The sequence below is a fragment of the Streptomyces sp. NPDC003023 genome, assembly GCF_042888225.1.
GTDB lineage: Bacteria > Actinomycetota > Actinomycetes > Streptomycetales > Streptomycetaceae > Streptomyces.
Window position 1 is genome coordinate 367,944 of the sequence record NZ_JBIAPL010000006.1, and the last position, 20,087, is coordinate 388,030.

At 70.6% G+C, this 20,087-nt stretch carries 19 protein-coding genes; 9 read left to right on the forward strand and 10 right to left on the reverse strand.

The window, feature by feature from the left end:
• Positions 1 to 315: 315 nt before the first annotated feature.
• From ACFYV1_RS21960 to clpS, 3 genes are all read right to left on the reverse strand, one after another.
• The gene (locus ACFYV1_RS21960; protein ID WP_389397198.1) at positions 316 to 1,851 is read right to left on the reverse strand and encodes an alanine/glycine:cation symporter family protein; all 1,536 of its coding nucleotides are present in this window, start codon (positions 1,849 to 1,851) and stop codon (positions 316 to 318) included.
• A gap of 359 nt (positions 1,852 to 2,210) precedes the next feature.
• Complete coding sequence (locus ACFYV1_RS21965; protein WP_389397199.1) at positions 2,211 to 2,804, reverse strand: DUF2017 domain-containing protein; 594 nt, start codon at positions 2,802 to 2,804, stop codon at positions 2,211 to 2,213.
• A complete protein-coding gene (gene clpS / locus ACFYV1_RS21970; protein WP_389397200.1) occupies positions 2,804 to 3,115 on the reverse strand; it encodes an ATP-dependent Clp protease adapter ClpS in 312 nt (103 codons plus the stop codon). Before clpS ends, ACFYV1_RS21965 begins: the two co-directional genes overlap by 1 nt.
• A gap of 104 nt (positions 3,116 to 3,219) precedes the next feature.
• Here clpS and ACFYV1_RS21975 point away from each other — a divergent pair, with 104 nt between their 5' ends.
• Positions 3,220 to 4,548: a nicotinate phosphoribosyltransferase gene (locus tag ACFYV1_RS21975; RefSeq protein WP_389397201.1), complete on the forward strand. Its 1,329-nt coding sequence runs from the start codon at positions 3,220 to 3,222 to the stop codon at positions 4,546 to 4,548.
• Between the two features lie 206 nt (positions 4,549 to 4,754).
• Entirely contained in the window at positions 4,755 to 5,339 is a 585-nt protein-coding gene (locus ACFYV1_RS21980; RefSeq protein ID WP_389397202.1) for an isochorismatase family protein, read from the forward strand.
• Between the two features lie 49 nt (positions 5,340 to 5,388).
• Here the strand turns inward: ACFYV1_RS21980 and ACFYV1_RS21985 are convergent, their stop codons facing one another.
• The gene (locus tag ACFYV1_RS21985) at positions 5,389 to 5,697 is read right to left on the reverse strand and encodes a hypothetical protein (RefSeq protein WP_389397203.1); all 309 of its coding nucleotides are present in this window, start codon (positions 5,695 to 5,697) and stop codon (positions 5,389 to 5,391) included.
• 121 nt (positions 5,698 to 5,818) lie between these two features.
• On the reverse strand, positions 5,819 to 8,236 hold the full coding sequence (locus ACFYV1_RS21990; protein WP_389397204.1) for an immune inhibitor A domain-containing protein: 2,418 nt from the start codon (positions 8,234 to 8,236) through the stop codon (positions 5,819 to 5,821).
• Between the two features lie 382 nt (positions 8,237 to 8,618).
• Between ACFYV1_RS21990 and ACFYV1_RS21995 the strand changes: the two genes are divergently transcribed.
• Positions 8,619 to 8,927 carry a hypothetical protein gene (locus tag ACFYV1_RS21995; RefSeq protein ID WP_389397205.1) on the forward strand — a complete coding sequence of 103 codons (309 nt, stop codon included), beginning with the start codon at positions 8,619 to 8,621 and terminating at the stop codon, positions 8,925 to 8,927.
• Here the strand turns inward: ACFYV1_RS21995 and ACFYV1_RS22000 are convergent.
• Complete coding sequence (locus ACFYV1_RS22000; protein ID WP_389397206.1) at positions 8,913 to 9,632, reverse strand: RDD family protein; 720 nt, start codon at positions 9,630 to 9,632, stop codon at positions 8,913 to 8,915. The genes ACFYV1_RS21995 and ACFYV1_RS22000 overlap by 15 nt on opposite strands.
• Before the next feature lie 85 nt (positions 9,633 to 9,717).
• Positions 9,718 to 11,226, reverse strand: coding sequence for an RDD family protein (locus ACFYV1_RS22005; RefSeq protein ID WP_389397207.1), 1,509 nt, complete (start codon positions 11,224 to 11,226; stop codon positions 9,718 to 9,720).
• A 224-nt stretch (positions 11,227 to 11,450) separates the two neighbouring features.
• Between ACFYV1_RS22005 and ACFYV1_RS22010 the strand changes: the two genes are divergently transcribed.
• Complete coding sequence (locus ACFYV1_RS22010) at positions 11,451 to 11,921, forward strand: SsgA family sporulation/cell division regulator (protein WP_389397208.1); 471 nt, start codon at positions 11,451 to 11,453, stop codon at positions 11,919 to 11,921.
• 10 nt (positions 11,922 to 11,931) lie between these two features.
• Here ACFYV1_RS22010 and ACFYV1_RS22015 read toward each other — a convergent pair whose 3' ends face one another.
• Positions 11,932 to 13,299 (reverse strand): FAD-binding oxidoreductase, encoded by a 1,368-nt coding sequence (locus ACFYV1_RS22015; protein WP_389397209.1) that lies wholly within the window; start codon positions 13,297 to 13,299, stop codon positions 11,932 to 11,934.
• Positions 13,300 to 13,408: 109 nt separating this feature from the next.
• Between ACFYV1_RS22015 and ACFYV1_RS22020 the strand changes: the two genes are divergently transcribed.
• Complete coding sequence (locus tag ACFYV1_RS22020) at positions 13,409 to 15,076, forward strand: tetratricopeptide repeat protein (RefSeq protein WP_389397210.1); 1,668 nt, start codon at positions 13,409 to 13,411, stop codon at positions 15,074 to 15,076.
• A 204-nt stretch (positions 15,077 to 15,280) separates the two neighbouring features.
• Here ACFYV1_RS22020 and hppD read toward each other — a convergent pair whose 3' ends face one another.
• Positions 15,281 to 16,426 (reverse strand): 4-hydroxyphenylpyruvate dioxygenase, encoded by a 1,146-nt coding sequence (hppD, locus tag ACFYV1_RS22025; protein WP_389397211.1) that lies wholly within the window; start codon positions 16,424 to 16,426, stop codon positions 15,281 to 15,283.
• 121 nt (positions 16,427 to 16,547) lie between these two features.
• On the opposite strand from hppD, the gene ACFYV1_RS22030 reads away from it, so the two are divergent.
• The 4 genes from ACFYV1_RS22030 to ACFYV1_RS22045 all read left to right on the forward strand — a co-directional run bounded on the left by ACFYV1_RS22030 (position 16,548) and on the right by ACFYV1_RS22045 (position 19,224).
• Complete coding sequence (locus ACFYV1_RS22030) at positions 16,548 to 17,027, forward strand: Lrp/AsnC family transcriptional regulator (protein ID WP_389397212.1); 480 nt, start codon at positions 16,548 to 16,550, stop codon at positions 17,025 to 17,027.
• Between the two features lie 69 nt (positions 17,028 to 17,096).
• Entirely contained in the window at positions 17,097 to 17,705 is a 609-nt protein-coding gene (locus ACFYV1_RS22035) for an ArsR/SmtB family transcription factor (protein ID WP_389397213.1), read from the forward strand.
• A 14-nt stretch (positions 17,706 to 17,719) separates the two neighbouring features.
• Positions 17,720 to 17,902: a hypothetical protein gene (locus ACFYV1_RS22040; RefSeq protein ID WP_389397214.1), complete on the forward strand. Its 183-nt coding sequence runs from the start codon at positions 17,720 to 17,722 to the stop codon at positions 17,900 to 17,902.
• Complete coding sequence (locus tag ACFYV1_RS22045; RefSeq protein ID WP_389397215.1) at positions 17,899 to 19,224, forward strand: MFS transporter; 1,326 nt, start codon at positions 17,899 to 17,901, stop codon at positions 19,222 to 19,224. The genes ACFYV1_RS22040 and ACFYV1_RS22045 overlap by 4 nt, the downstream gene beginning before the upstream one ends.
• Here ACFYV1_RS22045 and ACFYV1_RS22050 read toward each other — a convergent pair.
• Positions 19,163 to 19,951, reverse strand: a complete 789-nt coding sequence (locus ACFYV1_RS22050; RefSeq protein ID WP_389397216.1) for a PDZ domain-containing protein — start codon at positions 19,949 to 19,951, stop codon at positions 19,163 to 19,165. The two genes, ACFYV1_RS22045 and ACFYV1_RS22050, sit on opposite strands and share 62 nt — an antisense overlap.
• Positions 19,952 to 20,087: the final 136 nt, after the last annotated feature.

Genomic DNA, 20,087 nt, shown 5'->3' on the forward strand with positions numbered 1-20,087 from the left:
CAGACGGCCTCCGGACGCGAGATCCGGAGGCCATCAGGTGAGACGGGCGGTGGACACTCCGCCGCGCGGTCGTCGGTCGGAGGTCGTCGCGCACTCGTGCCGCGCGGCGCGCTCGGCGATCCGCGGGTTCTTCCGCTTCGGCACCTGTCGGCCGACGGCCGGTCCGGGTGAACCCGGACCACGAAGAGCGGGGCGCGGGCGACCCGGCGCAGGAGCGCGCCGAACACGTCCGGAAGCGGCTCCGCCCGCACCGGTGACGACCGGTGCGGGCGGAGCGGGGTGCGGCGGGCCCTCGAGGGTGCCGACCCTGGTCGGTCAGAGGGCCTTCGCGGCCTCCGGTTCATCGTCCTCGGACTCCGGCAGTTCGCCGGCGCGCCGTGCCCGGACGAACTCCAGGAAGTTGTCGAGCTCCCGCTTGACGATCGGCGCGAGCAGGTACAGGCCGATGATGTTGATCACCGCGAGCATGAAGAGCACCGCGTCGGCGAGCTCGATCAGCGTCTCCAGCGCGAGCAGCGAACCGGAGACGGCGATCAGGGTGTAGATCAGGTAGAACGTGGTCTCGCTGGCCTTGCTGCGGCCGAAGAGGTAGGTCCACGCCTTCAGTCCGTAGTAACCCCACGTGATCAGCGTGGAGAAGGCGAACAGCAGCACCGCGACGGTCAGGACGTACGGGAACCACGGCATCGCGGTCTCGAAGGCGTCGGAGGTGATGACCACGCCGCCGATGTTCTCACCGGCACGCGCCTCGGCCCAGCTGGCCGGGTTGGCGATGACGATCGTGAGCGCGGTCATGGTGCAGATGACGACGGTGTCGATGAACGGCTCCAGCAGGGCCACGAGGCCCTCGCTGGCGGGGTGCTTCGTCTTCACCGCGGAGTGGGCGATCGGCGCGGAGCCGAGACCGGCCTCGTTGGAGAACGCGGCCCGCTTGAAGCCTGCGATCAGGGCGCCCAGGACACCGCCGGTCACACCTTCGGGGCTGAATGCGCCGCTCAGGATGGTGCTGACGGCGGAGGGCAGCTCCGTGACGTTGAACGCGATGACGATCAGACAGGCGCTGATGTAGATGACGGCCATCGCCGGGACGAGGCGGCTGGTGACCGAGGCCACCGACTTCATGCCGCCGAGCAGCACCACGCCGACGAGGGCGGCGATGATCACGCCGAAGATCAGCGCGCCGGTGGACGAGCCGATGGCGCCGCCCTCGCCGCCGGTGACGGAGACGAGCTGGGCGTAGCTCTGGTTGACCTGGAAGAGGTTGCCGCCGAAGAGGCCGAAGAAGAGCAGCATGATCGAGGCGAGGACGGCGAGGACCTTGCCCAGCTTCCTGCCGCCGGAGCCGAAGCGCTCCCCGAGTCCCTTGGGCAGGTAGTGCATGGGGCCGCCCGAGACGGTGCCGTCGGCGTGCACCTCTCGGTACTTCACGCCGAGGGTGACCTCGACGAACTTGGTGGCCATGCCGAGCAGACCGCAGAGGATCATCCAGAACGTGGCACCGGGGCCACCGATGGAGACGGCGACCGCGACACCGGCGATGTTGCCGAGTCCGACTGTGCCGGACACGGCAGCGGTGAGTGCCTGGAAGTGGTTGACCTCGCCGGCCGACCCCTTCTCGTCGAACTTGCCGCGCACGACCTCCGTGGCCAGCCGGAACCTGCGGAACTGCACCAGGCCGAACCAGCTGCTGAAGACGAGGCCGGCGAGGACCAGCCAGGCGACGATGAGGGGTACTTCCGCGCCGTTCACTTTCACGGAATAGAAGACGATCTTCCCGAGCGCTGTGGCGATCGGCTCGACGAACTCGCTGACGGATTCGTCGATGGAAGTGGTGATGGACTCGAGTGACATGTGTCTACCTCGGGAGCGGGGAGGTGCTGGCATGGCGCAGCAGATCAGGTAGCGGGTTCCGGGCAGGCGCCGAAGTCCGGTCGGCGACCGCTTCCACCCTGCGGGTCCACGGACTCGGACGCGGGTGGCTCGGATGATGCTCCGGCGGGTGCCGGACTCGTCCGCGCTTGGATCGGAGAGGTCGCGGACGAGTTGCGAAGTTCTACCACGCAGCCTGCCGAGTGTTTAGTGACGCAGATCACACCGCATGGGCGGGCATGCCTCTGGGCAGGAGAATCACAGAAGCGTTGACGGGATCGTTATGCGGATTTGAGCATCCGCTGAGCGAACGACAACGATGAGTGCCGTATGCACTGATCTCAGGGCATCAGCGTTTCGACGAGAGTCTCCTGCAGGGCGCCGAGCCACAGATATGCCATGACCATCGGTTTGCGGGGATCGGAGTCCGGCAGGCGGTACAGGTCCTCGTTCTCGTCGTCCTCTCCGACATCGAGGCGGGTGCCGATGGTGAGCCGCAGATCGTTGAGCGCGCCGAGCCAGTGGAGGCATTCGCGGGAGGCGAGTTCCAGTACGGCGCCGCCGTCCCCGGCGGGCGTGAGCGCGTCGAGGCTCCGTACGACCGCGAGCGCGTCCTCACGCTTACGGGTGCGCAGATCGGTCTCGGTGAAGCGCCTGAACTCGGCGGACGCGGCACGCAGTTCCTCGTCCGGCGTTCCCGCCGCCGGATCGGCGTAGGCCTCGGGGAAGAGGCGTGCGAGCGCCGGGTCGGAGGGCGGCTCGCTCGGCCCCTCGGCGAACAGGGCGGCCAGCGGGTCCTCGCCCTGGGCGGGCTCGTCGCCGGGCCCGATGAGTTCGAGGAGCTGGACCGCGAGGGAGCGCAGGATCGCGATCTCGACCTCGTCCAGGGCGACGGCCGCCCCGCCGCCGTCGCGCGGCTCGAAGTGAGAGCTCATCAGCCGCGGTCCTGGGTGAGGGTGGCCCACAGTCCGTATCCGTGCATCGCCTGCACGTCACGCTCCATCTCCTCGCGGCTGCCACTGGAGACGACGGCGCGTCCTTTGTGATGGACGTCGAGCATCAGCTTGTGCGCCTTGTCCTTCGAGTAGCCGAAGTACGCCTGGAAAACGTAGGTGACATAGCTCATCAGGTTGACCGGGTCGTTGTGCACGAGGGTCACCCAGGGCACGTCGGGCTCCGGGACGACATGCGTCTCCTCGGCCGACTCCGGTCGTTCGATCTCCACGGGCACAGTCACTCCACCCATGCTGCCACCCGGGGGGCCGCATCGCACAAACGGCCCCGCCGGGTGCGGGCGACCTGCCCGTCGAGGATCTCGTCAGATTGACGAAATGGGGGTACGCTCACCGCATGAACGTTTCGGACCTTGGGCTGCCGGTGGACGTGCCGTCGACCGCGCTCTTCACCGACCAGTACGAGTTCACGATGCTCCAGGCGGCGCTGAAGGCCGGCACGGCGGACCGGCGCTCCGTCTTCGAGGTCTTCACCCGCCGCCTGCCCGAGGGCCGCCGCTACGGCGTGGTCGCGGGCACCGGCCGGGTCCTGGACGCCGTGGAGAACTTCCGCTTCGACGCGGGCGTCCTCGGCTTCCTGCGGGAACAGCGCATCGTCGACGAGCCCACACTCGAGTGGCTCGCCGGCTACCGCTTCAGCGGCGACATCTGGGGCTACCCCGAGGGCGAGGTGTACTTCCCCGGCTCGCCGATCGTCCGGGTCGAGGGCTCCTTCGCGGAATGCGTGCTGCTCGAGACCGTGATCCTCTCGATCCTCAACCACGACTCGGCGATCGCCGCCGCCGCCTCGCGGATGTCGGCGGCCGCGGGCGGGCGCAGGCTCATCGAGATGGGCGCGCGCCGCACCCACGAGCTGTCCGCCGTCGCCGCCGCGCGGGCCGCCTACGTCGGCGGCTTCGACTCGACGTCCGATCTCGCGGCCGGCTTCCGCTACGCCATCCCCACCGTGGGAACCAGCGCGCACGCCTTCACCCTGCTGCACGACAGCGAGCGCGGTGCGTTCCAGGCGCAGGTCGACTCCCTCGGGCGGGGCACGACGCTGCTGGTCGACACCTACGACGTGGCCGAGGCGGTCCGCACGGCCGTCGACATCGCCGGTCCGGAGCTGGGGGCCGTCCGTATCGACTCCGGTGACCTGCTGCTCGTCGCCCACCGGGTGCGCCAGCAGCTGGACGAGCTCGGGGCCGTCGACACCAGGATCGTGGTCACCTCCGACCTCGACGAGTACGCGATCGCCTCACTGGCCGCGGCGCCCGTCGACGCGTACGGGGTGGGCACCCAGCTGGTCACCGGCAGCGGCCACCCGACCTGCTCGATGGTCTACAAGCTCGTGGCACGCGCCCGGTCCGCCGATCCGTCGGCGCCGCTGGAACCTGTGGCCAAGAAGTCCCTCGGCGGCAAGATGTCGGTCGGCGGCCGCAAGTGGGCGGCCCGCCGCAGGGACGCCGACGGGATCGCGGAGGCCGAGGTCGTCGGTGTCGGCGACGTACCGCCGCGGCTCGCGGCTGAGCAGCTCCTGGTGGAGCTGGTCAAGGGTGGCGAGGTCGTCGCCCGTGAGCCGCTGGACGCGGCCCGCGACCGGCACATCGTGGCGCGGGCCGGGCTGCCGATGTCGGCGATCCAGCTGTCGCGCGGCGAGGCCGTGATCCCGACCGAATACGCATGAACCCGCCCCGATCGGGCAGGTGACGGCCGCGACCCGCGGGCTGTGCCGCACGGGCCCGCGGCCGTCCCGCTCGACCGTGGGGCCGACTGCAGGCGCCGCCCCCTCCCGTGCGGCGTGGCGAGTAACTAGGCTCGGTGTTTCCGTACGCCGCCAGGCCCCTCCCGGCCCCGCCGCCCCCATCCACCACTGACTGAAGGACACCCGCCATGCACCGCGCCTTGATCGTCGTCGACGTTCAGAACGACTTCTGCGAGGGCGGCAGCCTCGCGGTGGCGGGAGGTGCCGACGTCGCGGCCGCCATCACCGATCTGATCGGCCACGCCCAGCCGGGCTACCGCCATGTGGTCGCCACCCGTGACCACCACGTCGAACCGGGCGGCCACTTCTCCGAGCACCCCGACTTCGTCGACTCGTGGCCCCCGCACTGCGTGGCCGGCACGGAGGGCGTCGGCTTCCACCCGAACTTCGCGCCGGCCGTCGCGTCGGGCTCGATCTCCGCCGTCTTCGACAAGGGCGCGTACGCGGCCGCCTACAGCGGCTTCGAGGGAACGGACGAGAACGGTTCGACGCTGGCGCAGTGGCTGCGGGCGCGCGAGGTCACCGAGGTCGACGTCGTCGGCATCGCGACCGACCACTGCGTGCGCGCGACGGCGCTCGACGCGGCACGTGAGGGCTTCACGACGCGCGTGCTGCTGGAGCTGACGGCCGGGGTGTCAAAAGAGACGACCGCGCGGGCGCTGGAGGAGCTGCGGGGCGCAGGGGTGGAGCTGAGCGGCAAGCCGGTGGTCTGAGCCGGAGCCGCGGCCGGGCGGCCGCTCCCGGCGGCCCGCCGCGGCGTCGTCACACCCGGGGGCGGAGCAGGGCGCGGGCCGGGTGCCAGAGTCCCGGCGTGGTGTTCTCGTCGGGGCGCCACAGCAGCCCGTCCGGATGGTGCAGCACCGCCGTTATCTCGTCCGGCGTCGGGGGCTGCGCGTTGCCGCGGAGGTAGACCGCTCTCAGCCCGAGGTTGCGCAGTCTCGTCAGCGCTCTCGCGCGGTTCGCGGCGTGGACCAGGAAGCGGACCGTGCCGTCGCCGGCCACCGGACTGGGCAGGCTGAGCGCGACCACCACGCTGCCGTTCGGCAGCTTGCAGAAACCTCCGCCAGGCATGCGGACCACTCCCCCGTGAGCTCACTGTCAATAAGGACTTCGTCAGACGCACCTAAACACGATCGGCCGTCGCCCGCTAGAGGGCGACGGCCGATCATGCTTTGACCTGCGGTGTTACGAATTACTTGGTCGACGGACCGACCTGGATCGTGATCGTCTGGCCGCTGCGCGGCTCCTTGACGACCGAGATCTTGGTGTTGGTGTCAGTTACCTGAACACTGCCCGTCGGGTTCTCGGCGTACCAGTAGACGCCCTTGCGGTCGTCGAAGACCGAGTTACCGCCCTGCGAGGCGATCCAGTGCGGCTTGTCCGCGTTGTGCAGCCAGAAGCTGTCCGTGCGGTACTTGCTGAACGTCGAGTCGAACGTCTGGATCTTGTTGCGGAGCAGCTTGCCGTCCGACCACTTCATCGGCTTGGCGTGGGCGTCCACCGGAAGGACGAGACCCTGGCCCGGGTGGGCGCTGGTGTTGTTGTCCTTCTGTGAGGTGTCCCACTGCCAGATCAGCAGACCGTTCTGGTAGGGGTAGTGCTCGACCCAGCTCGCCCGGTCGCCGGTGAAGCCGAAGTTGTACGGGCCGACCTCGAGGGTCTTGTCGTACGAAACGTACTGGCGGTTCTCGGCGAGGTAGTACTGCTCGTACTCCTGGGTGAAGCTCTCACCGATGCGGGAGAAGCCGTTCGACGTCCAGCCGCCCGCCTCGCCCTCGGCGTTGTCCGAGAACACCGGCGCGCCGTCGGCCTTGATGACGATGGCGTCGGCCGCGAAGCCCTTCTGCGCCACGCCGCCGTCGGTCTGGTAGCGGAAGCGGACGTCGACCTTCTTGCCCGCGTAGGCGTCCAGGGAGTAGACGAGCTTCTTGTACGTCTCGGAGACGCCCGTCAGCCCGGGCTTGTTGCCCGCGTCACGGGTGATCGGCGCACCGTCGGCCGTGCCGTCGACCGCCGTCCAGTTGGCGCCGCCGTCCGTCGACACCTCGGCGTAGAGGTAGTCGTACTCGGCCTCGATGTCCCACCAGCCGTCGAGCTCCAGGGAAGCCGTGGACTTGCCGGTGAGGTCGACCGAACGGGACAGGGTGTTCTTGAGGTCGTCACCCATGTCGCTCCACCACTGCTTGGAGCCCTCGGAGGGCTTCACGACAGTCGTGGTGACGGTCTTCTTCGGCAGCTCGACGACGACCGCCTGCGGCTTCTCGGTGTTGTACGCCGACACACCCAGGGTGTGGGTGGACTTCGTCGCCGCCTTGGCCGTCTCGTAGTTGAGCCAGCCCAGCTGCAGCTTGTCCCAGGCCGTCATGTCGCCCGGGAGGTCGCCGATGGAGTCCTTGCCGGTGCCGAGCCAGGAGCCGGCCGACATCAGGGTCCAGTAGCCGGTCGAGTTCTCGCCGCCGCCGGAGGTGTCGTAGTGGTCCGGCAGGCCGAGGTCGTGGCCGTACTCGTGGGCGAAGACGCCCAGGCCGCCGTTCTCGGGCTGCACGGTGTAGTCACCGACCCAGATGCCGGTGTTGCCGATCTGGGCACCGCCGGACTTGTTGCCCTCCGGGCCGGTCTTGCCGGCGTCGGTGCCGTAGGCGTACCAGCGGTGGGCCCACAGGGCGTCGCCGCCCTGGGCGCCGCCGCCCGCCGACTCGTCCTCGCCCGCGTGGACGATCTGGAAGTGGTCGATGTAGCCGTCGGCCTCGTTGAAGTTGCCGTCGCCGTCGAAGTCGTAGCGGTCCCACTGGTCGTACTCGGCCAGCTGGGCCTTGATCTCGGCGTCGGTCTTGCCCTTGGCCTTCTGGTCGGCGGCCCAGGCGGTCACGCCGTCCCTGACCGTGTCCCAGACATTGGCGCAGTTGGACTGGCCGCAGTAGTTCGAGCCGTAACGGGCCTCGTTGTAGTCGACCTTGACCCAGTCCGAGACTCCGCCGTCGACCGAGTAACGGCCGGACGACGTCTTCTCGTAGTAGGTCTTCAGGGACTGCTTCGGATTGCCGTTCTCGTCCTTGCCGGTACCGAAGTACAGGTCCTGGAAGTGCTGCTGGTTGTAGTCCGCCTGCCAGGCGGTCGAGTTGTCCTTCGACCGGTCCGGCTCTTCGATCTGGTTGTGCAGCGGACCGGGTGTGCCGCCGTACTTCTTGACCGGCGGCTTGGGGCCGGCGGCCCCGTCCGGGTCGTACATCGTGGTGTCGTCGACCTTGTCGCCGAACTCGACCAGGATGGTGAAGATCTTGTCGGTCTTCTCCCGGGCGAGCTCGACGTACTTCTTGTCGCCGAGCTTCACGACCTTGGAGCCGCCGCGCTGCTGCACGGTGGCGTCCCCGGATATGAGCTGCTCGAGGGCAGCCTGACGCTGCTGCTCCTGCTGCTTGGTGAAGGGACCCTCGAGATCGTGCTCGACATGGTCCTTGTGCGGCGCCGGGTCGTGCCGCTCGATGCCCGCAGGGTCCGACGACTTCTGGCCGTCGGCCTGCGCACTGGTGAACGCAGAGGCCGTCGCGGTGGTCGCGGCAAGAGCCACGAGCACCGCGGACGCTCTGAGCGTCCGTCGCTTGCTGGTCACTTGATGGTGTCCTCCCCCGCGTTCCGTCGCCGCTGCGGACCGGTTGTGTGGGGTCGTCCGCACGCGCGCGGTATACGCGTCTCAAGTGACGACATTTGACCGGAGTTGAAGAAGAAAAGACAGACCTTGACTTGCCGGAGCGAACTGCACTATGCAGGAGCACAGTTCCGCTATCCGGACGATGTCGAATCAGGACAAGAGGCGCAGATTTTCAGCCATCTGGCCGATGAAATGCCCCTGTGCGCCCCCCATGCATCGGCACCGTGGGTTAGGTCACGCTTACTGCAGGTTCCCCAGGGGCATCCACCGTCGTAGAGTCTCCTGCCGGTGCGAACTGTCCTGAAGACTCCGCCCTGCCCCTGTCCCGAGGACGGATACCGTCATGCCTCGTCCGACTGCCGCCCAGCTCGTCTACGGATCGGCCACCGTCGTCTTCTCGACCGTCGCCCTCCTGTTGCTGACCCGTGCCACCCACGGCGTCGCGGTCGCCGCGATCGGCATCGCCTCACTGGGATTCGGGCTCCTGGTCGCGCTCGCGCTGCCCGTGCGCCGTCGGACCGGGCCCGCCCTGAGCACCCGTGTCACGACGACGGTCGCCGCCTCCCCCGACGGAGTCACCACCGCCGTGGCCCCGGCCCGCGCGCACACCGGAGCCGAGTCCAGGGTCGGGGAACACTCACTGCGTCGTTGAGACCACGACGGTCTTGCCCGCCTTGTCGTGCAGACCCTGTCGGTACGGCTTGTCGGTGAGGACCGTGATGACGATGACGAGCCACCAGATGCAGTAGCAGCACACCAGCGCGGGCACCCACAGCACGGCCGCGCGCATCAGCGAGGCGCCGATGTCCGGCACCCGGCCGTCGTTGAGCATCGCCACCCGCAGCTTCATGATCTTCTTGCCGAGGGTCTGCCCGTTGCCCTTCGCCGTCATGACCGTGTCGTAGCCGACGTAGGCGATCAGGGAGATCAGCGACCACAGCCACTGCCGGCCGGAGTTCATCCGGTCCGCGACCTCGTCCCAGTCGTCACCGCCGTACGTCACCTCGAAGCCTCCGAAGAGCAACGAGACGAGCAGCAGCGGCACGAAGACGATGATCATGTCGATCAGCCGGGCCAGCACCCGCTTCCCGAAGGGCGCCAGGGGCGGCATCCCTGCGAGGGGGTCGGCTCCTCCGTACGGGCCGCCGTAGGCACCCGCGTCGTACGGAGGAGGCTGACCGCCGCCGTCGTACGGGCCGCCGCCGGTTCCCCCGTAGGGAGAGCCGTACGGCGAACCGCCTCCCGGAGGAGGCGGTGCCGGTCCGTCGGGCCCCTGCGGCTCCCGCGGCTCCTGCGGCCTCTTGCGGAACGGATCGTCGTCGGGCGGCTGTCCGGGCGGCGGCTGGTCGTTGCTCATGGGGGCAGTGCATCCCGGCCCCATGAGCCCCGCAACGGCTCGCGTGCGTTCGGGGGACCGCCGCCCGGAGCCGTACGCCGACGGGTCAGCCGGTCACGAACGTGTGCGCCGCCTTGTCGTGCCAGCACTGCCGCCACGGGCGGTCGAACAGGCACCACAGCACATTGAACACACCGATCACGAGTACGCCCAGGACGCTGTAGAGGAGCCAGCGGCGCAGCGCGGCGCCGAAGGGGGGCGGTTCGTGCGACTCGATGCCCAGCACCTTGAGGCCGCAGACCTTCTTGCCGAGCGTGCGGCCCCACTTGGCGGTCGGCAGCGACTCGTACAGCACGCCGAGCACGAGCAGCGCGCCGAGGACGATGCCGAGGTGGGTCGCGGTGGTGCCGTCGAGCAGCCAGACCGTCACCGTCTCGCCGGAGAGTTTCGCGGCCTCGATCTTGCCGTCGATGTGTGCGCGGGTCTGCGTGAGGACCGGCACGGCGACCGCGCCGACGAGGGCGCCGAGGAGCACGGTGTCGATCAAACGGGCGGCCAGACGCCTGCCGAGCCCGGCCGGCCTGGCTGCCGCCTGGGCCTGGGCGGCGGCCAGGAACGGGTCGTTGACCGGCGGCTTCCACGGCAGGACCGGCTCGCCCTCACCGGCGGCCGGTGCCTGGGCGAGCTGGTGGACCTGCTGCGCCCAGGACGCCGCGCCGCCACCGGCGCTGCTGGTCACCGGCGGCTGGGACTGTGCGGGCACCTGCTGCCGGGGCGGCACGGCCTGCTGGGGCGGCTGGGGCTGAGCCTGGGCCGGGGGCTGATAGGCCGTGGAACGGTTCGCCGGGGGCTGCTGCGGGGCGGCCTGATGCGGGGCCGACGGCTGCGGGGCCGACGGCTGCGGAGTCTGCCGCTCGGGGGTGGACGGCTGCGCGCCGGCGGCCCCGCCGAGGGCGCGCATCGTCATGGTGCCCTCGGCCTGCCCCGGCCGCTGGGCCCGGATGGTGACGGTGTTCTCCACCGGCTGCTGGGGCCTCGGCGTGCGGCGCCCGGGACCGTCGCCCGCAACCGGCCGCGCGGCGCCGGCTCCCACGGCCGCCTCCCCCGCGGGCGGTTCGGTTGCCTGCGGGCCCACGGAGCGGACACCGGGCAGCCTGCCGCCGGTCGGGTCGGCCGGTGCCGCGGGGGCGGCGGGCCGACGCGGATCGGACGGTGTCTCAGCGGCCGCCGGCCGGTCGGGGGTGCGCGGATCGCCGCCCCAGGACACCCGGTTGTCGAGATCGCCGCCGAAGCCGGCCTGGCGCGCGACGTCGGCCTGCCACACGGTGGCGGGTTCGGGGCGGGACGGCTCGTCCGACGGCTCCTCGTCGAGGAAGACCGGCCCGGTCTCCTCCACGGAGGGGGCGGCCGGGGCGGGGGCCGCCGCGGCGGGCGCCGGGGGCGCCTCCGACCGGGGCGGCGTGGGCATCGCCTCGCCCGTCTTGGGGGCGGGACGGCTCGTGCCCGGCACCCACGCCGCGCCGTTCCAGTAACGGACATATCCGGGGATGGACGGATCCGGGTAGTAGCCGGGCGTGGGGCTGCTGTCGCCGGTCGCCGGGGTTGGGGCGCTCATCACCGTGGTCCCGTATCTCCTCGAGGCCTCAATACAAGGCACCACATCTATCAGACCCACGCGTGCCCCTGGGCCCGTCCTGCCGTACCGTCCACTTTTCGGTCATGGCGCGGTTACGGAAAGTTATTGGGGAAAGACGCGTAATGGCACCGGAGAAAGCCGCTCTCTTCCTGTGAGGCCCGCTCACCGGGCCGCCGGACAAGGCATACAGAGAGGGAAGAACCATGTACACGGTGGTGGAACGCGAGCTCGAGCTGAAGCTGGTGCTGTCACCCGAGCGCAGCATCCCCGTACCCGCACGGCTGGCCTACCGCACGGAGGACCCCTACGCCGTGCACGTCGTCTTCCACGTCGGATCCGACCACCCGGTCGCCTGGACGTTCGCCCGCGAGCTGCTGGTCGAGGGCGTGTTCAGGCCGTCGGGCAGCGGAGACGTACGGGTCTGGCCATCGAAGAACGAGGGCCGCAGCGTCGTCCTGATCGCGCTGAGCTCGCCCGACGGCGATGCTCTGCTCGAGGCGTCGTCCACAGTGGTGTCGGCCTGGCTGGAGCGGACTCTGCGGATCGTCCCGCCGGGCACGGAGTCGGAGGTGCTCGGCATCGACGCGGCCCTGGCCGAGCTGCTGGCCCCGGCCGGGGCGGACGAACTGCGCACGCACGGTTCCTCCGGGGACCAGCAGGACGGCGATGTCTGACCGATCCGGTTCAGAAGAGCTTGCCGGGATTGAGGATGCCGAGCGGGTCGAAGGTCTGCTTGATGCCGCGCTGCAACTCCAGGCTCACCGGGCCGAGTTCACGGGCCAGCCAGTCCTTCTTCAGCACGCCGACCCCGTGTTCGCCGGTGATGGTGCCCCCCAGTTCGAGGCCGAGCGCCATGATCTCGTCGAAGGATTCGCGGGCACGCCGCGACTCGTCGGGGTCCTGGTGGTCGAAGCAGACGACGGGGTGGGTGTTGCCGTCACCGGCGTGTGCGCAGACGCCGATGGTCAGGTCGTACTTCTCCGCGATCGCGGCCGTCCCGTCGATCATGGCGCCGAGCTTCGAGCGCGGTACGCAGACGTCGTCGATCATCGTCGCCGACTTGACGGTCTCCAGGGCCGTCAGCGACATACGGCGGGCCTGCAGCAGCAGTTCGGACTCGGCGACGGTGTCCGCGGGCACCACCTCGCTCGCCCCGGCGGCCTCGCACAGCGCCCCGACGGCCGCGAGGTCGGCCGCGGGCTCGGGCGTGTCGAAGGCGGCGAGAAGGAGGGCCTCCGTCGTCTCCGGCAGGCCCATGTTGGCCAGTTCGTTGACCGCCCGGACGGTGGTGCGGTCCATGATCTCGAGCAGCGACGGGGTGTGGCCGCGTTCCATGATCGCGCAGACGGCGTCGCAGGCGGTGGCCGCGGAAGGGAACTCGGCGGCCAGCACCAGCTGCGCCGGTGGCTGCGGCCGTAGTGCCAGGACCGCTTCGACGACGACGCCGAGGCTGCCCTCCGAGCCGACGAACAGCCGGGTCAGGTCGTATCCCGCGACCCCCTTGGCGGTGCGCCGGCCGGTGTTCAGCAGCCGTCCGTCGGCGAGTACGACCTTCAGACCGAGGACGTACTCCGCCGTCACCCCGTACTTGACACAGCACAGGCCGCCGGACGCGGTGCCGATGTTGCCGCCGATCGTGCACATCTCCCAGCTGGAGGGGTCCGGCGGGTAGTACAGGCCGTGCTCGCCCACGGCGCGCGACAGCACGGCGTTGACGACGCCGGGCTCGACGACGGCGATCCGGTCGACCGGGCTGATCTCCAGGATCCGGTCCATCTTCGTCAGTGAAAGCACGATGCAGCCGTCGGACGCGTTGGCCGCGCCCGACAGGCCGGTACGGGCGCCCTGCGGCACGACCGGCACCCGCAGCAGGGTGGCGGTGCGCATGACGTGCTGCACCTGTTCGACGGTCCGCGGCAGCACCACGACGGCGGGAGTGCCCGCCGCGCAGAAGCTCGCCATGTCGTTGCCGTACGACGCGGTGACGTCCGGGTCGGTGATGAGGGCTTCGGCGGGCAGACCGGCGCGCAGCCGATCGAGGAGATCGTCCATGATCCCAAGCGTCGCACCGGGGGCCATCGGTGTGAACCCGTCTGCGTTCCGCCGCGCGGGTCAGAGTGTGTTCTTCGTATCGGCTGTGCGCTGCCGCACAGTGAGCGCCATGAAGAGCGAAACCCTGAAGAACGCCGCTGTCAGCACGCTGGTCGGCGCGACACTGGTCACCGGGGTGATCGTGCTCGCGCCCGGTTGGGGGGAGGACGCGCCGCCGCCCGCCCCCGGTCCCGCGGCCAGGGCGATGGCCGCCGCCGACACCGGTGCGCCGGCCTCGCTCGCGGATCTGGACGCGCTGATCCGCGACCGGGAGCGCTTCGTACGCGCCCACCCCGACGACCACGAGTCGTGGGCGGTGCTCGGCTCCGCGTACGTGGAGCGCGGCACCCGGCTCGGGGACACCGCGTACTACCCGAAGGCGGACCGCGCGCTGAAGCGGTCGCTGAGCGCGGTGCCGGCCGCCAAGGGCAACGTCGGCGCGCTGGTGGGGATGGCGGAGCTGGCCAACGCCCGGTACGACTTCGCCGCCGCGCGCGGCCACGCCGAGCAGGCCAGGAAGCAGAAGCCGAAGCGCTGGGCGGTGTATCCGGCGCTGATCGACGCGTACAACGGGCTCGGCGAGTACGCGGCCGCGGGGAAGGCCATGGACCAGCTGCTGCAACTGCAGACCGGGCCGCAGGTGCAGGGGCGGGAGGCGCGGGTCTACTGGAACAAGGGCTGGCGCGAGGACGCGGCGGCACTGGCGTACGGCGCGACCGCGAACTCGCGCACGCCCGTGGAGAAGGCCGTCGCCCTGCACCGCGAGGCTGAACTGGCCTGGGAGCGGGGCGAGGCCGCGGAAGCGGTGGAGCTCTGCACCAAGGCGCTGAAGGCCGTGCCGGAGAGCCACCGGGCGCTGGCCGGCCGGGCCCGGGCGCTGGCGGCGCTGGGCCGCACGGACGAGGCGCTGCGCGACTACCGTTCCGCGCTGGCGAAGGGGCCGCTGCCCGAGTACGCGCTGGAGTCCGGCGAGTTGTACGAGTCGCTGGGGCTGAGCGGTGACGCCGCGACCCGGTACCAGCTGATGCGGGAGCAGATCACCCGGGCCGGTGAGCACGGTGTCGACGGCGACCTGGTGCTGGCGCGCTACGAGGCGGACCACGGGAACCCGGACGCCGCGGTGCGCCGGCTGCAGGGGGAATGGCGCCGCGGTCACCGCAGCGTGCACGTCGCCGACGCGATGGGGTGGGCGCTGTACAAGGCGGGCCGGCCGAAGGACGCGCTGCCGTTCGCGGAGCTCGCCACCGAGCAGGGGCTGCGCAGCGCGCTGTTCTCGTACCACCGCGGTGAGATCGAGCGCACGCTCGGCGACTACGGTCCGGCCCGGCGTCATCTGGACGAGGCGCTGCGGACGAATCCGAACTTCTCGCCGCTGCTGGCGTCGTCGGCGCGGCAGGCGCGGGAGGCGCTCGGTGAGCCGGCGGCGGGCGGGCCGGCGGATGTGATGGGTGACGGGCCGTCGCCCATCGAGCCACAGGCGCCTTCGGAGTCCTCGGACGCGGCTGCGTCGGATGCGGCTTCCGCGTCGCCGTCTGCGTCGGCCGCCGCCTCCCGGTCGCCGTTGTCGTCGCCGTCGTCCTCTCCGGCCCCGGCGGGCTCCGCTCTCACGGCCGCGTCACAGACTCCGGCCGCGGCGCGGCCCGGCCCGCAACTGCGGCCCGTGCAGCGCTCGGCGACCGCCACGCCTGCAACGACCACGAGCGGCCGAGGTGGCGTGACGGGGGCCGCCGACGGCTGACCGGTCGCGGCGAAGCGGCCGGGGAAACCGGAAGCAGAAGCGGCCCGGGGAAACCGGGAGCAGAAGCGGCCCGGGGAAACCGGGAGCAGAAGCGGCCCGGGGAAACCGGGAGCAGAAGCGGCCCGGGGAAGCCGGGAGCAACAAGACGTGGCCGCGGCCCCCCGGGTCAGGTCCGTGGGGCCGCGGCGGTGGCAGGGGCGAGCGTCAGAGGTTTCCGCGCTTCTCCTGCTCGCGCTCGATCGCCTCGAAGAGCGCCTTGAAGTTGCCCTTGCCGAAGCCCATCGAACCGTGTCGCTCGATCATCTCGAAGAAGACCGTGGGGCGGTCCTGGACCGGCTTGGTGAAGATCTGCAGCAGGTAGCCGTCCTCGTCGCGGTCGACGAGGATCTTCAGCTCGCGCAGCGTCTCGACCGGCACCCGGGTCTCGCCGGCCCACTCGCCGAGGGTGTCGTAGTACGAGTCGGGGGTGTCGAGGAACTGGACACCCGCGGCGCGCATCGAGCGGACGGTGGCGACGATGTCGTTCGTGGCGAGCGCGATGTGCTGGACGCCGGCGCCGCCGTAGAACTCGAGGTACTCGTCGATCTGCGACTTCTTCTTCGCGATCGCCGGCTCGTTGATCGGGAACTTCACCTTGAGCGTGCCGTCGGCGACGACCTTCGACATGAGGGCGGAGTACTCGGTGGCGATGTCGTCGCCCACGAACTCCTTCATGTTGGTGAAGCCCATGACCTTGTTGTAGAACCCGACCCACTCGTTCATCCGGCCGAGTTCGACGTTGCCCACGCAGTGGTCGATGGCCTGGAAGGTGCGCTTGGCCGGCGGCTCGACGATCGGGGAGGCGCTGACGAAGCCGGGGAGGTACGGGCCGTCGTAACCGCCGCGCTCGACGAGGGTGTGGCGGGTCTTGCCGTACGTGGCGATGGCGGCCATCACGACGGTGCCGTGCTCGTCCTTGACCTCGTACGGCTCGGTGATGCCGGTGGCGCCGTGCTCGACGGCGTACGCGTACGCCTTGCGGGCGTCGGGCACCTCGATGGCCAGGTCGACGACGCCGTCGCCGTGGGCGGCGACGTGGTCGGCGAGGAAGTAGCCCCAGTCGGTGGACGCCTTGATCACGGAGGTGAGGACGAAGCGGGCGGCACCGTTGGTGAGGACGTAACTCGCGGTCTCGCGGCTGCCGTTCTCCGGTCCGGAGTACGCGACGAGCTTCATGCCGAAGGCCGTGGAGTAGTAGTGGGCGGCCTGCTTGGCGTTGCCGACGGCGAAGACGACCGCGTCCATTCCCTTCACCGGGAAGGGATCGGCCTGCCGGGCGGTGTCGGGCGTGTGATCGATGGTCTCAGTCATACGGGAAGGCTCCCGCCGATCCACAAGGTGCGCAATAGTTTGTGTTCCGACTGGGCAATCTGCCCAGCCTGGGTCGGCATTCGCCGGACGTTGTGTACAGGATGACCATCGGGAGGGCGCCATGGCGATCGATCATCTGGACGGGCGGCTCATCGTGCTGCTGGCACGTGAGCCGAGGATCGGCGTACTGGAGGCGTCGCGGCGGCTCGGAGTGGCGCGCGGGACGGTGCAGGCCCGGATGGACCGGCTGCAGTCGCAGGGGGTCATCAGGGGTTTCGGGCCGGACGTGGACCCGGCCGCGCTCGGCTATCCGGTGACGGCGTTCGCGACGCTGGAGATCAAGCAGGGGCAGGGCGCCGACGTGCGGGCGCACCTGGCGACCGTTCCCGAGGTGCTCGAACTGCACACCACCACCGGGCACGGGGACATGCTCTGCCGGCTGGTCGCCCGGTCCAACGCCGATCTGCAGCGGGTCATCGACCGGGTGGTCGGCTTCGAGGGGATCATGCGGGCGTCGACGGCGATCGTCATGGAGAACCCGGTACCGCTGCGGATCATCCCGCTGGTGGAGCAGGCGGCGGAGGACTCGCGGAGCACCTGAGACCACTCGCAAAGAAGTGGTTGCAAAAAAGCGTTGCAACGTACTCTTTGCAACGCTACCTTTGCATGCATGACCGAGAACGAGGAACAGGGCCCGGCCGCCTCCCAACCGCGCAGGCTCCAGGCACTGGATCCGCGATCACTGCGCGGCCTTGCCCACCCACTGCGGATGCGGCTGCTCCAGACCCTCCGTCAGGACGGACCCGCGACGGCTTCCCGGCTCGCCGAGAAACTCGGCGAGTCCAGCGGCGCCACCAGCTACCACCTGCGCCAGCTCGCGGCCCACGGCTTCGTCGAGGACGACCCGGAGCGCGGCAAGGGCCGGGAGCGATGGTGGAAGGCCTCCGGCGACGGGACGCTCTTCGACGAATCCCTCTACACCGACCCCGATCCGGCGGTGCGCGGCGCGGCCGACCTGTTCCTCCACGAACACGCGACCATGCACACCCAGGAGGTCGCCACCTGGCTGGGCTCCATGCGGGACTGGCCCAAGGAGTGGCGGCGCGGCTCCGACCTCAGCGACTTCACGCTGTACCTGACCGCGGAGCAGACCTTCGAGCTCAACGAGAAGATCCACGAGCTCATCGAGGGCTACCGCGACGTCCAGCCTCCGGCGGGCACCGAGGGCGCCGCCCAGGTCCGCCTGCACACGCACGCCTTCCCGCGCTCCACCGACTGAGAGGACACGCTGTCGTGCACTCCGACATTCATCTGATGCTCCACGCGCAGGACGCGGACGAACTGCGCGCGGCCGCCACCCGTCAGGTGCCGCGCGAACGACTGCGCGTCCGACTGGGGTCGGCCTTAGTGGCGCTGGGGCTCCGGCTGCTGCGGCAGCCCTGCCTGAGCGCCGACCGCGTCGCCCGCCTCGCATGAGCGGCCAGGGGGGAACGAAGACGGCGCGGCGGGGGCCGCTCGCCGCCGTCCTGGCGGCCAACGCCGTTTCGATCACCGGCAACTCACTCACTCTCATCGGCGTCCCCTGGTTCGCTCTCCAGACCACGGGCAGCCCGGGCAAGGCCGGCCTTGTCGCCTTCTGCGCGACCCTGCCGGTCGTCGTCTCCGCCGTCGCCGGCGGCCCGATCATCGACCGGCTCGGGCGGCGGCGGGTCAGCATGGCCACCGACCTCGTGTGCGCCCTCGCCCTCGCCGCGATCCCGCTGCTGCACTACGCGGGAGCGCTCCGCTTCTGGATGCTGTGCGCGCTCATGGCCGTCACCGGCCTCTTCCACGCGCCCGGCGAGACCTCCCGCTACGTGCTCATACCCGACCTCGCCGAACTGGCCGGGACCCCGCTGTCACGCGCCGCGAGTCTTTTCGACGCCGTCTCGCGCGGCGCTCGCATGGCCGGAGCGACCCTCGCCGGCCTGCTCATCGCACTGATCGGCGCGGAAGCGGTACTGCTGATCGACGCCGTGACCTTCTGCGGGTCCGCCCTGCTCATCGCGGTGGGACTGCGCCGGGTCGGCGCGGCCGAGCCGACCCGGAACGCCACGCCCGTCTCCTTCACCGCGTACCGGGGCGAACTGCGCGAGGGATACGCGTTCCTGCTGCGCACCCGGCTGCTGCTGGGCGTCGTACTGATGGTGATGGTCACCAACGGCCTCGACCAGGGCTGGAGTTCGGTCCTGCTGCCCGTACACGCCAAGGAGAACCTGGGCGGCGCGCGCGACCTCGGCCTGCTGGTCGCCGTCTTCGGCGGCTGCGCACTCCTCGGGGCCCTGCTCTACGCCGCGGTCGGGCACCGCTTCCGGCGACGAGTGCTGTTCACCGCCGCGTTCCTGATCTGCGGACTGCCACGGTTCGTGGTCGCCGCGCTCGTCGACGGCACGGTGCCGCTGGCCGTGACGATGGCGGCGGGCGGGCTGGCCGCCGGAATGCTCAACCCGATCCTGACCACGGTCATGTACGAGCGGGTACCGGAACACCTGCGCAGCCGGGTCGCGAGCGCGACCACGGCCGGCGTGCTGATGACCACCCCCCTGGGGGGCCTGGCGGCCGGCTACATCATCGAACAGGCCGGCCTGGCGGCGGCACTGCTCACGATCGGCGGGCTGTACTTCGTCACGACGCTCGCGCCCGCGGTGTTCCCGAGCTGGCGCGAGATGGACGCGGGGCGGGGCGAGCACCCCGACGTCAGCAGCTCGGGACCTTCCCGCCCTGCTCCAGTGAACGCAGCGAGTCCACCGCGCCCTTGAGGGTCGTCACCGGGATCAGGCGCATGCCCTCGGGCAGCTCCGCCTGCGCGTCGGAGCACTCGTCCTCGGGAACCAGGAAGACGGTCGCCCCGTCGCGACTGGCCGCCTGGGTCTTCAGCGACACCCCGCCGACCGCTCCGACCTTCCCGTCGGCGCTGATCGTGCCCGTGCCCGCGATGCTGCGTCCGCCGGTGAGATCACCACCGGCGCCGTCCCCTTCGAGCTTGTCGATGATGCCGAGGGAGAACAGCAGTCCGGCACTCGGCCCGCCCACGTCGGCGAGATGCAGCGACACCTTCACCTTGGCCGGGTCCTCGCCGAGATACGCGAGCGCCGCGCGTGTGGCGACATCCTGCGACTCCTCCATGTCCGCCACGTTGTGCCGCTCGATCTCCTTCTCCGACTTGCCCGCCGGATAGACGGCGTCGCGCGGCAGCACGGCCCGGTCGCCGCGGAACCAGCCGTCCGCGACGTCGCCGAGATCCACGTCGGCGGCAGGGCCGGTCGCGACGATCGTCGTCATCCGCAGCGCCCCCTCCGTCTCACGGGTCGGCACTCCGGAGATCGTGATCACCGGCGTGCCCTGGTCCTTGCCGAGCACATCCGCGGTCATCCCGGGCTGGGCCACGACGAACGGCAGGGGCGCGAACCCGGCGAGGGCGACCAGCGCGACGACGGGCAGGGCGCAAACGGCGAGGGCGCGGGGGCGCGAAAGACTGGAGAGCACGGTGCCAATGTATCCGGGCCGGCCGTGCGCGCCCTTGGGGCGCGGTTGTTCCTGGCGGTTGTGGGTGGGTGCGGGGGTCGGTGGCCGCGGTGCGCGCCCTTGGGGCGCGGTGGGGCGTGTGGGTGGTGCGGGGGTC